This window comes from Pedococcus sp. P2_A3, assembly GCF_056405035.1.
In genome coordinates, this window is sequence record NZ_JBFUCW010000012.1 from 117899 (window position 1) to 131081 (window position 13183).

Consider the following 13183-nt stretch of genomic DNA (forward strand, 5'->3'; position numbering starts at 1 on the left):
CGGCCCACAGTTCGAGGACCATCTATAGGGCTTGGCGTCATGAGTGCTGAGCGTCCGGGACACCTGTCACGTCAAGTTGTTCGGCGTCCACACTGGTCACCTGCGAGCCATCCGAACGCCGGGCGGTGAGCGACTCCAGCGATGCTGCTGACGGCCACCAGGCGAGGAAATACCCGTCCACGGTGGTCGCCGCCACGGCGCGCCCGTCGCTGGTTCGGAGCGTGACCGAGGCGACCTCGGCCCCGATCTCGCCGGCCACCACTCCCGTGGGATCGGGACCGGTGCCCGTGACGGCCAGATCCACGCTGACCGCTCCTGGGCGGCCCGGGCCGACCGAGCGATCCACGAGGGCCCCGTAGCGCTGCCCCTGGTTGCCCACGCACACCCCCAGGCTCATCCCCGAGATCAACAGCGTGCTCGTAGTGCTCCCACGCTTCTCGGCCAGGACTTGAGGAGAGCGGTCGAGCTGCCCGGCGTTGGGCAGCCGGGACAGCCGGGCGGAGCAGTCGAGCTGGGCTCGGCGCAGGGCGTTACCGGACAGCGCATCGGAGCTGGCTGCCCAAACCGGCGTGCTCAGGAGTGGCACGGACGCAACGGCGGCGGTCGCGACGCAAGCCGCCACGGCCGTCGTGATGAGGACCCTGCGCCGAGGTGGGCTGCCTGGCGAGGTCCCGGGTGAGTCCAGCCGAGTCAGTAGCTCATGGGTCATGAGCGTCAGCTGCGCTGACGACAGGTCATGCCTGGGGATGATCTTCTCGCTCATTTCAGCTCCTCTGATGGGCGCGTCACGGGTGGGGCCAGTGACTCGTGGAGGATCGCCCTGGACCTGCTGAGGCGGGACTTGACGGTGCCCACAGGGACACCGAGAGTGAGCGCCGCCTCCTGCGTGGTCAGGTCGCCGATGAAGCAGAGCTCGACCGCCGCCCGTTGGACAGGGGAAAGGCGCGACAGGGCCCGGTGCACCCCGCGGGCGTCGCGCTGGGCATCGACTCGCGAGCAGATCTCGTCGGCTGGATCCACGCTCGCGTCAGGGTGTGCCTCAGACGCGCCCAGACGAGTCAGAGCCCGCAGGCGACGCGCGATACCGCGCCGGTGGTGCGCCGTAACATGCGCCGCAATCCCGAACAACAGCGGCAAGGCGCCTGGCTCCCCGACCACGAGACGGTCGCGAGAGCGCCACGCTTCCAGGAACACCGTCGCAGCCAGATCTTCGGCGTCCCGGAAGGTGCCGTTGCGGTAGGCGCAGTAGTTGGTCACGGTGGTGGCGTGGCGACGGAAGAGCTCTGCGAAGGCGCCCCGGTCGCCAGAGGACACCGCCAGCCACAGCTCGCGATCGGACTCCAAGCCGGTCAGCACCATCACACCCCTCTATGCCCGCAGGGGTCGGAACGGTTCCAACACCATCCGAGCGACTGGGCCGCACCACGCTGGACGTGCGAGGGGTGGGCTGTTGGGCCCACCCCTCGTGCTGGTCCGACTAACCGCCGTTGCTGATCAGCCAGACCCCTCCCGTGGCGCCAAAGCGGTAGCGATCCCACAGGTGTCGGTGCTTGGCGCATCCACCGCCCCACCAAGCGATGCAGAAATCGAAGTTGTACATGGTGTCGGCCACGTTGTAGCCGGTCCCGTAGTACTCGGTGGTCGTGCAACCGAGGTAGTTGTACGTCGGGTACCAGCCGTCCGTTCCCCAGCACCCGGGCGTGGCGTAGGTGATCCAGCCGCCACTGCCGCACCAGTCCTCGCTGCCGTACCCGTCCATTCCCAGCCACCCGGGTTGCTTGAAACTGAACGTCCAACAACCGCCGACAGTGAGCTGGCTTGACGCGCCAGCAGGCGTCGACTTCGTCGGTTTAGGGGGCGACTTGGTGTCGGCCATGGTGCCGACATGAGTACCTGCGTAAGGACTCAGTCCTTTCGCCGCAATCTCGTTGGCCGTCATGGTGTGCACGGTGCCCACGAGCTTGCCGTCGCTGTCGGCGATGTCGACGGTCTGCCCCACGGCAGGCGGCTGATGACCGCTGCCTGTCGACTCTCCCGCGGGACCCGCCAACGCCGGGCTCGCCGAAAGCGTCATCGCCGCCAAAGTCGCGGCTATGGCCCCCATTTCCCTCAGTCGTCTCTGCATGGATATAACCCCCTCTGTGGCATTCAATGCCTCTAATGGCATAGAAAGATACCCAGATACGGTAAGGCGCATGGTGGTGCATCGCAATCCGTGAGGGTGGCGCTGCTTCCATGATGGTCCCCCCAGTTGGCGGCGAACCTGTGTGGTCGGTCCGGACAGGCCAGTGGCCGGCACACCGTCGCTGCGGTATGCCGGCCACCGGGCCCTCGTTCGGGTCCTCGTGTGAACCCTCGGGTGGTCCCTCGCTCGCCTAGGAGGGGACGCTGGCAGCGCCCGGCGGCAGGAAGCGCCGGCCAGTCACCTTCTCGGAGACGCCCTCGCGGTCGAGCAGGGGAGTGAGTCCACCGTTCCAGAACTGGAAGCCCGCGCCGGTGATCATGGCCAGGTCGAGGTCCATCGGGGCTGCGACCACGCCCTCGTCGAGCATGCGACGCGCCTCGTCGGCGAGGACGCCCAGCACCCGCTCGCGGACCTCCTCCGTCGAGAGCACCACCGGGTCGGACGGCTTGTCGAAGAGTGCCTCGACCTCGGGGTCGACGACCGGCTTGCCCTCGGGCCAGGTGTAGATGGCCGACTTCTTCGCCGCGACGACCTTGCGCAGGTTCTCGGAGACGTAGAAGCGGTCGGGGAAGGCCTTGGCGAGGGTCTCGTTGTTGTGCAACGCGATGGCCGGCCCGACCAGGCCGAGGAGGATGAACGGCGGCATCGGGGCGAGCCCGGCGAACGCGCGGTCGGCGACCTCGATGGGGGTGCCCTCGTCGACGACCTTGGCGACCTCGCCCATGAACCGTCCGAGCAGCCGGTTCACGATGAAGGACGGGCTGTCCTTGACCAGGATCGTGGTCTTCTTCAGGCCCTTGCCCGTGGCGAACGCGGTGGCGAGGGTGGCGTCGTCGGTGTGCTCGCCCTTGATGATCTCCAGCAGTGGCATGACGGCCACGGGGTTGAAGAAGTGGAAGCCCACCACCCGCTCGGGGTGCGCCAGCTCGGAGGCCATCTCGGTGATCGACAGCGACGAGGTGTTCGTCGCCAACACGCACTCGGGGCTGACGATCGCCTCGACCTCGGCCCACACCTGCTTCTTGACCGACATCTCCTCGAACACCGCCTCGATGACGAAGTCGGCGTCGGCGAAGCCGTCCTTGGACGTCGCGCCGGTGACCAGGGCCTTGAGGCGGTTGGCCTTGTCGGGGCCGACCCGCTTCTTGCCGAGCAGCTTGTCGACCTCGCCGTGCACGTAGCCCACCCCCTTGGCCACCCGCTCCTCGTCGAGGTCGGTCATGACCACGGGCACCTCGAGCCGCTGGGCGAACAGCAGAGCCAGCTGGCTCGCCATCAGGCCGGCGCCCACGATGCCGACCTTGGTGACCTTGCGGGCCAAGGCCTTGTCGGGTGCCCCGGCCGGGCGCTTGGCCCGACGCTGCACGAGGTCGAACGAGTAGAGCCCGGCCCGCAGCTCGTCACCCATGACGAGGTCCGCTAGGGCCTCGTCCTCGGCCGCGAAGGCCTCGTCGCGGGTGGCCGTGCGCGCCTGGCCCACGAACTGCAGTGCGCGGTAGGGCGCGGGAGGCTTGCCCCCGGTCTTGAGGTCGACCAGACCCTTGGCCGCCTTGATGGCGGCGGCCCACTCGGCCTCGTCGGTCGAGACCTCGCGGCGCTCGACCTTCGTCTCCCCGGTCAGCACCGACGCGGCCCAGAGCAAGGACTCCTCGAGGAAGTCGGCCGGCTCCAGCAACACGTCGGCGATTCCCAGCTCGAAGGCCTGCGGTCCCTTGAGCATGCGGTTCATGTTCATCGGGTTCTCGATGATGACCTTGAGGGCGTTGGCCGGACCGACGAGGTTGGGCAGGAGGTAGCAGCCGCCCCACCCGGGCACGAGACCCAGGAAGGTCTCCGGCAGGGCGAGCGCGGGGACGCCGGCCGAGATGGTGCGGTAGTCGGCGGACAGCGCGATCTCCACGCCGCCACCCATGGCCGCACCGTTGATGAAGGCGAAGGTCGGCACCGGCAGGTCCATGATCGCCGCGAACGCGGCGTGCCCGGCCCGGGCCACCTCGAGCGCCTGCTGGCGGTCAGCGGCCTGCGACACCGCCTTGAGGTCGGCGCCGACAGCGAAGATGAACGGCTTGCCGGTGATGCCGACCGCCTGGATCTCGCCTGCCTCGGCGCGTGCCCGCAGCGCGTCGACGGTGGCCTTGAGCCCAGCGATGGTCCGGGGGCCGAACGTGTTCGGCTTGGTGTGGTCGAAGCCGTTGTCGAGCGTGATCAGGGCGAGGGTGCCCGCCTTGCCCGGCAGGACGACGTCGCGCACCGGGGTGTGGGTCACGACCTCCTCGAACGAGCTGGACTGCTCGCTGCCGCGAGCGGCGGGGGTCTCGTAAACAGGCTGCTGGCTCATGCGGCGACCTCCGTGCCGTAGTCGGCGTGGTGGGGGTTCTCCCAGATGACGGCGGCACCCATCCCGATGCCGATGCACATGGCGGTGAGGCCGAACCGCACCTCGGGGTGCTCCTCGAACTGGCGTGCCAGCTGGGTCATCAGGCGCACGCCGGACGATGCGAGCGGGTGGCCGGTGGCGATGGCACCGCCGTACTGGTTGACGCGCGGGTCGTCGTCGGCGATGTCGAAGTGCTCGAGGAAGGCGAGCACCTGCACCGCGAAGGCCTCGTTCAGCTCGAACAGGCCGATGTCCTCGATCGACAGCCCGGCCTTGGCGAGGGCCTTCTCGGTGGCCGGGACGGGGCCGATGCCCATCACCTCGGGTTCGACCCCGACGAAGGCGAAGTCGACGAGGCGCATCTTCACGGGCAGGCCGAGCTCGTGGGCGGCGGTCTCCGAAGCGAGGATGCAGGCGGTGGCCCCGTCGTTGAGCCCGGCGGAGTTGCCGGCGGTGACGTTGCCGTGGGGGCGGAACGGCGTCTTGAGGGCCGCGAGGTCGTCCAGCGTGGTGCCGGGACGCGGCGGCTCGTCCTGGGTGGCCAGGCCGTAGCCCAGCTCCTGGTGGCGGGTGGCCACGGGCACCAGATCGGGCTGGATCTGCTCGTTGGCGTAGGCCGTGGCGAGCTTGTCCTGGGACCCCACGGCATACGCGTCGCTGCGCTCCTTGGTGATCGACGGGAACCGGTCGTGCAGGTTCTCGGCCGTCGAGCCCATCACCAGGGCCGACGGGTCGACGAGCTTCTCGGCGACGATCCGCGGGTTGGGGTCGACGCCCTCGCCCATGGGGTGACGGCCCATGTGCTCGACGCCACCGGCGATCGCGACGTCGATGGAGCCGAAGGCGATCGAGCTCGCCGTGGTGGTCACCGCGGTCATCGCGCCGGCGCACATCCGGTCGACGGAGTAGCCGGGCGTGGTCTTCGGCAGGCCCGACAGGAGGGCGGCCATGCGACCGAGCGTGAGGCCCTGGTCACCGATCTGCGTCGTGGCCGCGATGGCGACCTCCTCGACGCGCTCCGGAGGGAGCTCGGGGTGACGGCGCATCAGCTCGCGGATGCAGCGGATGACGAGGTCGTCGGCGCGGGTCTGGGCGTACATGCCCTTGTCGCCGGCCTTGCCGAACGGTGTGCGGACACCGTCGACGAACACGACCTCATGAAGGGTGCGGGGCACGGGTGGCCTCCCTGGGTATGTGGATCAAGCTCGGGGTGGGGTTGCACCGGTATGCCGGTGGGTACGCGCTCGATGCTACTCCGCGGTAACAAGCGGGTCACCGGACCCGGTGCGTGAGAGCCGTCACCCAGCGCCCCGAGCGCCGGGCGAGGCCCGGACACCGGGCGGTCACTGGTGAGTTGAGGTTCAGCTGCAAGCGCGGAAGTAGTCACGTTGGGGGGTTCAGGCGCTGCGTGGTGGCCCCTACGGTGATGGGGACGGCACGTGCCTCAAGTACGGGGTGGCTGTACTCGCGCGACGCCAGCAGTGCACGGAATCGAGTCCATCGTGACTACTACCCCCACCGCACCCACCCCGACTCCACACCGGAGGAACCGGCATCTCACCGGTTCTGGTCCGGGTGGTCGGCGCCGTATCGGACTCGTGGTGGTCGGGTCGTTCGCTGCCGGCTGGCTGGCCGCGCTGCTGCTGGCGATCGCCCCGTTCATCCCGGCTGACGTCCCCCGGGTCACTGGTGCGCTGCTGTGCGGGTACGCGCTGGGGTGGGCGCTGCTGGCGGGCGGGTCCACGCGGTTCACGGACCAGCCGCAACGGTGGGCCTGGGCCTTGGCGGTGTTCATGGCCGCTGGTGGTGTGCTTCTGCTGGCGTTCGGCGGCTCGGTGATGGGTGGCTTGGCGTGGGTGTGGCCGCCGGTCCTGCTGGTGTTGGTCATCTGGGCATGGCGTCAGTCCCGGCTGCATCTGCGCAGTCGTGCCCGGCCGGTGCTGGTGTCTCCGCTGCTGGTGCTGCTGGCGCTGACGTCGGTCGGTGGCGTGTACCAGGTTCTGGGTGCGCGGGCGGACGCGAAGGCGTCCCCGATGCCTGGGCAGCTGGTCGACATCGGCGGGCGCAACCTGCACCTGCGCTGCACCGGTTCGGGCACCCCGACGGTGCTCCTGCAGCCCGGTGCTGGCGAGATCTCCTCGAACACGGGGTGGATAGCGCCGGCCGTGGCCAAGCAGACGAGGGTGTGCGTGTACGACCGGGCCGGGCGCGGGTGGAGCGACCCCGCTGACACCCCGCAGGACGGTGCTGCGCTCGTGGCCGACCTGCATGCGCTCCTGGCCCGCGCGCACGTGACCGGGCCGTACGTGGTGGCAGGTCACTCCTTCGGCGGTCTGTACACGTTGGCGTTCGCCGCCCGGTACCCCGACGAGGTGGTCGGGATGGTGCTGCTCGACTCCACGGCGCCCAAGCCAGCGACGAACTTGACCAAGGTGACGGCGTCGGGGTCGTACGACGTGATGAGTCACCTGTCCGCGCTGGTCGCCACGATCGGGGAGGTCGGGTTCAGCCGCTTGTACTCACACGTGGAGGCGGGCACCCTGCCGCCGAGATCGCGAGACGAAATCCGCGCGAGCATCGCGAAGGCGAACACGGTCAAGAGCACGATCGACGAGTACGTCCAGTCGAACAAGGCGATGGAGCAGGCGGGCGAGCTGACCGACTTCGGTGCCAAGCCGCTGGTTGTGGTGACGGCGGGCAAGGGAAGCGCACCGGACTGGTCAGCCAGGCAGGACCGTCTGGCGGCGCTGTCCACGAACAGCGCGCACCGCACCATCGCGGGTGCGGTCCATGAGGACCTGGTGGCCAAGCAGGGCGATGCCGCGCAGAGCACCCAGGCCATCGTGGACGTGGTGACAGCCGTTCGTCACAAGGCACTGGTCGCCAAGTAGGCCGTCGCGTCGGGCGCTCGGACCCTTGGTTGGGTCCGAGCGCCCGAGTATGGTGCGCAGTCCGGGGGGCGTCAGTGGTGCATCTGCATCCCGGCGCCCTCGACCCGCTGGTTGGGCATCCGCAGGTACGCGAACACCGCCAGGACCAGGGCGATGCCGGCTGCTGCGAGGAACCCTCGGTCGAAGCCGTCGACGACACCGGTGGCACTCGCGAGGCTGCCGGCGGTGCTGGCCACTGCGGACAGGACCGCTACGCCGAGGGCGGCTCCGACCTCGTGGCCTGTCATGAGGAACCCGGAAGCCATCCCAGCGTGCTGCGCCGGGATCCCCGCCATGGCGGTGACGGACACGGGAGCGAAGACCATGCCGACGCCCAGACCGATGACAACCAGGCCGGGCAGGACGCCGACGAGGAAGGCGGATCCAGCGGAGGCCTGCGAGAGCAGGAGCGCTCCGGCGGCCACGATGACCAGCCCGATGGCGGCGATGGTGCGGGGGGTGCCGTGGGCCATGGCGTGCCTCGCGACGACGGTGCCGGCGGTGATGGCCAGGGCGAACGGGACGAACGCGACGCCCGCCTGGATGGCGGAGTACCCGGCAACGGTCTGAGCGAAGATGGAGGCGAGGAACACGGTCCCGACCAGGATGCCGCTGACGCCGAGCATGACGGTGGTGCCAGAGACGAGGGACGTGACCTTCCACGTGTGCGGCGGCACGAGCGGGTTCGTGGCCTTGCTCTCCCGCACCTTGAATGCCACCGCCAGCACCACGGAGGTGGCGAACGCGACGAGCACGCGGACGGAGAGCCAGCCGTGCTGCTCGGTCGCACCCAGCCCGTAGACGAGCGTGGCCAGGCTGCCGACGACGGTGGCGGCTCCGGCGACGTCAAACTGCTTGAGGGTGACGCGTGCGGTGGTGGCGGCGGGGATGACCTTGAGGCCGACCACCAGGGCGACGGCGCCGATCGGGGCGTTGATGAAGAAGATGGTCTGCCAACCTGCCCAGGTGGTCAGGGCCCCTCCGAGAAGGACACCGGCGGCGACGCCGAGTGAGCCGACGGCGCCCCAGAGGGTCAGGGCCAGGCGGCGCTGGGCGCCGGAGTACGTGGTCATGATGATGGACAGCGCGGCCGGGGTCGTCAGCGCTGCGGCGAGGCCCTGGCCGGCGCGGGCGGCGATGAGCTCGCCTGCGGTGCCGGCAAACCCGCTGACGATGGACGCGATGGTGAACACCGTCAGGCCGGTGAGGAACACCCACTTGCGGGACAGCAGGTCGGCGACGCGGCCGCCGAACAGCAGGCCGCCGCCGGACATCATCAGGTATGCCGTGACGACCCACTGCATGGCGGACCCGTCCAGGTGCAGGTCGCGTCCGATGGTCGGCAGGGCGGTGTTGACGACGGAGATGTCGAGGACGACGAGGATCTGTGCGGCGAGGGCGAGGGCCAGGACCGTCCAGGACTTGCGCGGCCCATCGGTGTCGTGGTGGTGGCCGGCGGCAGGTGCGTGTCCATGGTCGGTGGTGGTTGTGGTGTGGGTTGCGGCGTGGGTGTCGACGACGGCGGTGTGGACCGCGAGCGGTTCGGCGGCGGGCTTGGTGTGCATGACAACTCCTTGACGGTCTCGGCTTGTGGCCCACCACTGGGTCCAGCTGTCGGTGGGGGTGCTGCCTACCGTCGTCCGATTGCGGTTGGCTCGCGCCGGTCAATTGGCCGGGGTACGCGGGTGCCTGCAACGCGCGAAGCAGTGGTTGTCCGGTGCGCCACCGGTTTGCGACCCGGCCACGATGCCGTGAAGGGCATCAGCCGAAGTCGAGCTGAGCCAGCTCGGTGCGGGAGCTGACGCCTACCTTGGTGAACACGTTGCGCAGGTGGAACGCCACGGTGCGCGGTGAGACCCAGCACTGGGCGGCGACATCCTTGTTCGACAGGCCGGTGCTGACCAGCTGGGCGACCTTGAGCTCCATCGGGGTCAGGTTCAGCAACGTGGACGGGTCGCGCTTGCGTGCGGTTTCACCGGAGGCTCGCAGCTCCTGGGTGGCGCGCTCCACCAGCGGGTTCGCACCCAGCTCGGTGAAGGTCTCCAGTGCCGCCCGCAGGTGGGTGCGGGCGTCGACGCGGCGGTTGGTGCGGCGAAGGAACTCGCCGTAGGCGAGCTGGGTACGTGCGAGGTCGTAGGGTCGGCCCGCGTCTCTGTATTGCGCGATGGCTCGGTCGAACGCCGTTGTCGCGTCTGCAGGGTCGGCCGCGGTGAGGGCACGTCCCAGCTCGAGCGCGCCGAGAGCCCACGGGTATCCGCTACCGGTGGCGAACTCGGTGAGCTCCTCGACCCATGCGTCGGCTTGCTGGGTGTCGCCGGCGCGGACAGCGGCTTCAAGGCGATCGACGGCGGCCATCCGGTGCAGGGCGGGGACGCGCATACCCGACAGGTGGTGCAGCGCTGTTGCCGCATCTCCCTGTGCAGTGGCGCGGGCTCCCTTGGCCCATCGGGTGACGTCATGGGCGGGGCCGGCCATGATGCCCAACGGGTGGCGAGCGGTGACGTCCTCGAGCGATGCAAGGTGCTGGTCGAAGTCGTCACTGCCACTCAGTGCCCCCAGCAGGGCCAGGCACGCCAGGGGTGGGGCGGTCAGGGTGGGTTGTCCAACACTGCGCGCCAAGGTCAGCGCCTCGTCGGCCGAGCTGGCCGCGGCAGTCCATGGACCGGTGGGGAGCTGGGCGAACATGAGTCGTTCGAGGGCGTAGACGACGACCATGCCGGCGCCTGCCTCTCGGGCGGTGGACTCCATGGCGGAGTAGTAGAAGCGGGCTCCTTCGTCGTGGCCGAGGTGCAAGGCGGTGTTGCCGAGGTTCCCCATGACGTCCAGGTCCTCGACGCGCCGTCCAGCATCCAGCGCGAGGGCCAGAGCGGGGACGGCGCGGGCCCAGTCGTGGTCGCCGCAGGCGGTCAGGGTCGCCAACAGCAGCCGCAGGCAGGCGGTGCGTTCGGTGTCGTGGGACGAAGGGGTGAGCAGGGTCGTGAGCACGTCGTCACCCAGGGCGGCTCCACTGTCAGCGCCGTAGGTGCGGTTCAGTGCCGCCGCACACGCCATCTCCAGTGCTCGGCCGGTGTCGTGGTCGGCCACGGTGCGGGCGGCGACGGTGAAGATGCGGTGGGCGTCGACGGCAGACCCGACGTTCACCTCGATGCGAGCGCGAAGGCGGTCGATGTCGGCGCGCTGTAGGGGGTCGACTGCAAGGTCGCGGGCCGTGGACGCCAGGGCACGCGCGCGGAGCGCCTGTCCCGCTGCCCACCCGGTGCGGGCAGCACCGAACAGGCGGGTGGCGCGGTCTGCGTCATCGACGGTGAGTTCGGCTGCGCGTTCGAACGCCTCCGCTGAGGCGACGTGGCCGCCACGTTGTTCAGCGCGGGTGGCGACGGCGTGGAGCTCCGCAGCGACCGCGGCGTCAGGGCCGTCCGCCGCCGCGGCCCGGTGCCAGGTGGCACGGTCCGGGTCGTCGGCACCCACTGCCTGCGCGAGGGCTCGGTGCGCCTGGCGCTGCTCGAAGCTGGTCGCGGCCTGGTACACGGCGGAGCGGACGAGCGGGTGCCTGACCGCCACGACGTCGCCGGTGACGGAGAGCAGGCCAGCTCGTTCGGCGTCGTCCCACGACGCCACGTCAACACCGAGGGTGCCAGCCGCCTGCCGGACGGTGGCGACTCGTCCGGTGGCGTCGGCGGCGGCGACCAGCAGCAGCGTCTGCACCTGTGGGGGCAGGCGACGACACCGGTCGAGGAAGGCGCGTTCCACCCCGGCGGTCAACGCGAGTCGCGACGGCAGCGGCGCCTGTCCTTGTAGCTGCTGCGTGCTCAGTCCGGTGGGGAGCTCGAGGAGGGCGAGCGGGTTCCCACGCGTCTCACGGACCAGCCGCTCAGCGACCTCGCCCGAGACGGGGTCTCCGCCCCGTTCGTCAAGGAGCTGACGGGCAGCAGCGTCGTCCAACCCGTCGATCTGCAGGACAGGCAGACCGGGCGGAGCGAAATCACGGCCGGCCGTTTCGCCGGTTCGAGCGGCGAACACCATGGCCACCGGGTCCGCGGAAAGCTGCCGGGCGGCGAACAGCAAGGCGTCCGCGGACGCGGAGTCGAGCCAGTGCGCGTCGTCGACCACCACGAGGAGCGGGTGGTCGGGCTCGGCTGCATCGGTCAGCACGGACAAGGTCGCGACACCGACGAGGAACGGCTCGACGGTGGGTCCGTCCTCGAGACCGAACGCGACCCGTAGCGCTCGCGCCTGCGGACCAGGCAGGTGGTCGAAGTTCACGACGGGACGCAGCAGGCGGTGCAGCGCCGCATACGGCAGCGGTGACTCCGACTCCACACCGGCGGTGCGCAGCACCCGAACGTCACCACTCCCACTGTTCTGTTGCCGTGGGGCGGTCAGGTCGTGCAGTAGGGCACTCTTGCCGACGCCGGGCTCACCAAGGATGACCAGGACGGCGCCGTTGCTGGCGCGTGCTTGTTCCACCATGGCGGCAAGATGCGCGCGTTCGGGCTCACGGCCGTGTAGCACCTGCCGACAGTACCGCCGGATCGTCCCGCCCTCCGTGGCATCCCGGCACATTGACGGGGGCGAACCCTGCCCGGTAAGGAGCATCGTGGACTCACCGAAGAACGCGAGACCCAACTGAAGGACTCCCATGAGCTCAACAACCGTTCCCGCAGACCCAACCGCACGCCCCGCCACGAAGCACATCGGCATCCTGCTGTTCGACGACGTCGAGGAGCTGGATGCCGTCGGGCCGTGGGAGATCTTGGCGAACTGGACGCTGACCTACCCACAGGACGGGTGGACGGTCTCGTTCGTGTCCAAGGATGGCCGGTCGGTCCGGGCGGCCAAGGGTCTGGTCCTCGGCGCGCACCACTCGTTCGCGGACGTCCCACCGATGCAGGCGCTCATCCATCCCGGCGGCCAAGGCACCCGGACCTTGATGCGCGACGAGGACCACCTGGCGTGGGTCCGCGGACAGGGCGCCACAGTGCCGCTGATGGCGAGTGTGTGCACCGGCGCCCTGGTGTATGCCGCCGCGGGACTTCTGGCAGGGCGTCCCGCCACCACCCACTGGGAGTCGCTGGGCCTGCTGCGCGAGCTCGACGCGTCGACCGACGTCCAGGACGATGTCCGGTTCATCGACGACGGTGACGTCATCACCAGTGCCGGCGTCAGCGCCGGCATCGACATGGCGCTGCACTTGGTTGACCGGCTGGCGGGCACCGACCGCGCTCGTGCAGTGCGGCGTGACGTGCAGTACGACCCGCAGCCGCCCGTCTGACCCCGGTCTGACTCGACGTGTCTCTGGTGGCGCCGTCCCGTCGGGGACACTGGGGGAAACACCGACCGTAGCTTCGACAAGGAGTCCGCCGTGACTGAGGGAACCGTCCGCTGGTTCGATGCCGACAGGGGGTTCGGCTTCATCGCCCTCGGGCAGGGGGCAGAGGACCTGTACGTGCATGCGTCAGAGATCGTCAGCGACGACGCGATGAAGCTGCTCCGGGAGGGGCAGGTGGTCGAGTTCGAGATTGGCGAGGGGGATCGCGGCCCGCAGGCCCGCCGCGTCCGGGTCACGGCCGACCAGGCCGCCGACGCACCGCTGGGCGTGCTTGGCACCGTGTCCTGGTACGAGCCTGCCAAGGGGTACGGCTTCATCACGCCCGACGGCGGTGGTGGCGAGATCTTCGTGCACAGTTCGGC

At 69.7% G+C, this 13183-nt stretch carries 10 protein-coding genes; 3 read left to right on the top strand and 7 right to left on the bottom strand.

All coding sequences use genetic code 11. The features are described from left to right. Positions 1–37: 37 nt before the first annotated feature. From AC1DX8_RS11495 to AC1DX8_RS11515, 5 genes are all read right to left on the bottom strand, one after another. Complete coding sequence (locus tag AC1DX8_RS11495; protein ID WP_477630058.1) at positions 38–763, bottom strand: hypothetical protein; 726 nt, start codon at positions 761–763, stop codon at positions 38–40. Next, a complete protein-coding gene (locus tag AC1DX8_RS11500; RefSeq protein ID WP_477630059.1) occupies positions 760–1359 on the bottom strand; it encodes an RNA polymerase sigma factor in 600 nt (199 codons plus the stop codon). Before AC1DX8_RS11500 ends, AC1DX8_RS11495 begins: the two co-directional genes overlap by 4 nt. A gap of 118 nt (positions 1360–1477) precedes the next feature. Next, on the bottom strand, positions 1478–1999 hold the full coding sequence (locus tag AC1DX8_RS11505; RefSeq protein WP_477630060.1) for a hypothetical protein: 522 nt from the start codon (positions 1997–1999) through the stop codon (positions 1478–1480). A gap of 376 nt (positions 2000–2375) precedes the next feature. Then, positions 2376–4523, bottom strand: a complete 2148-nt coding sequence (locus AC1DX8_RS11510) for a 3-hydroxyacyl-CoA dehydrogenase NAD-binding domain-containing protein (protein WP_477630061.1) — start codon at positions 4521–4523, stop codon at positions 2376–2378. Then, positions 4520–5737 carry a thiolase family protein gene (locus AC1DX8_RS11515; RefSeq protein WP_477630062.1) on the bottom strand — a complete coding sequence of 406 codons (1218 nt, stop codon included), beginning with the start codon at positions 5735–5737 and terminating at the stop codon, positions 4520–4522. Before AC1DX8_RS11515 ends, AC1DX8_RS11510 begins: the two co-directional genes overlap by 4 nt. Positions 5738–6064: 327 nt before the next feature. Here AC1DX8_RS11515 and AC1DX8_RS11520 point away from each other — a divergent pair, with 327 nt between their 5' ends. Next, entirely contained in the window at positions 6065–7453 is a 1389-nt protein-coding gene (locus AC1DX8_RS11520) for an alpha/beta hydrolase (RefSeq protein WP_477630063.1), read from the top strand. Positions 7454–7524: 71 nt separating this feature from the next. Here AC1DX8_RS11520 and AC1DX8_RS11525 read toward each other — a convergent pair whose 3' ends face one another. Together AC1DX8_RS11525 and AC1DX8_RS11530 are read right to left on the bottom strand one after the other, a co-directional pair. Continuing rightward, complete coding sequence (locus AC1DX8_RS11525; protein WP_477630064.1) at positions 7525–9057, bottom strand: MFS transporter; 1533 nt, start codon at positions 9055–9057, stop codon at positions 7525–7527. 196 nt (positions 9058–9253) lie between these two features. Further along, positions 9254–12193, bottom strand: coding sequence for a helix-turn-helix transcriptional regulator (locus AC1DX8_RS11530; RefSeq protein ID WP_477630065.1), 2940 nt, complete (start codon positions 12191–12193; stop codon positions 9254–9256). On the opposite strand from AC1DX8_RS11530, the gene AC1DX8_RS11535 reads away from it, so the two are divergent. Further along, the gene (locus AC1DX8_RS11535; protein ID WP_477630066.1) at positions 12132–12764 is read left to right on the top strand and encodes a DJ-1/PfpI family protein; all 633 of its coding nucleotides are present in this window, start codon (positions 12132–12134) and stop codon (positions 12762–12764) included. The two genes, AC1DX8_RS11530 and AC1DX8_RS11535, sit on opposite strands and share 62 nt — an antisense overlap. 90 nt (positions 12765–12854) lie before the next feature. After that, a partial coding sequence (locus AC1DX8_RS11540; RefSeq protein WP_477630067.1) for a cold-shock protein occupies positions 12855–13183 on the top strand: 329 nt, incomplete at its 3' end.

What these genes read in the sequence shown, in the direction of transcription:
- AC1DX8_RS11530 (WP_477630065.1), bottom strand. Translation starts at nt 12,193, where the DNA reads ATGCCGATGTGCTTCGTGGCGGGGCGTGCGGTTGGGTCTGCGGGAACG.
- AC1DX8_RS11495 (WP_477630058.1), bottom strand. Translation starts at nt 763, where the DNA reads ATGAGCGAGAAGATCATCCCCAGGCATGACCTGTCGTCAGCGCAGCTG.
- AC1DX8_RS11500 (WP_477630059.1), bottom strand. Translation starts at nt 1,359, where the DNA reads ATGGTGCTGACCGGCTTGGAGTCCGATCGCGAGCTGTGGCTGGCGGTG.
- AC1DX8_RS11525 (WP_477630064.1), bottom strand. Translation starts at nt 9,057, where the DNA reads ATGCACACCAAGCCCGCCGCCGAACCGCTCGCGGTCCACACCGCCGTC.
- AC1DX8_RS11535 (WP_477630066.1), top strand. Translation starts at nt 12,132, where the DNA reads ATGAGCTCAACAACCGTTCCCGCAGACCCAACCGCACGCCCCGCCACG.
- AC1DX8_RS11510 (WP_477630061.1), bottom strand. Translation starts at nt 4,523, where the DNA reads ATGAGCCAGCAGCCTGTTTACGAGACCCCCGCCGCTCGCGGCAGCGAG.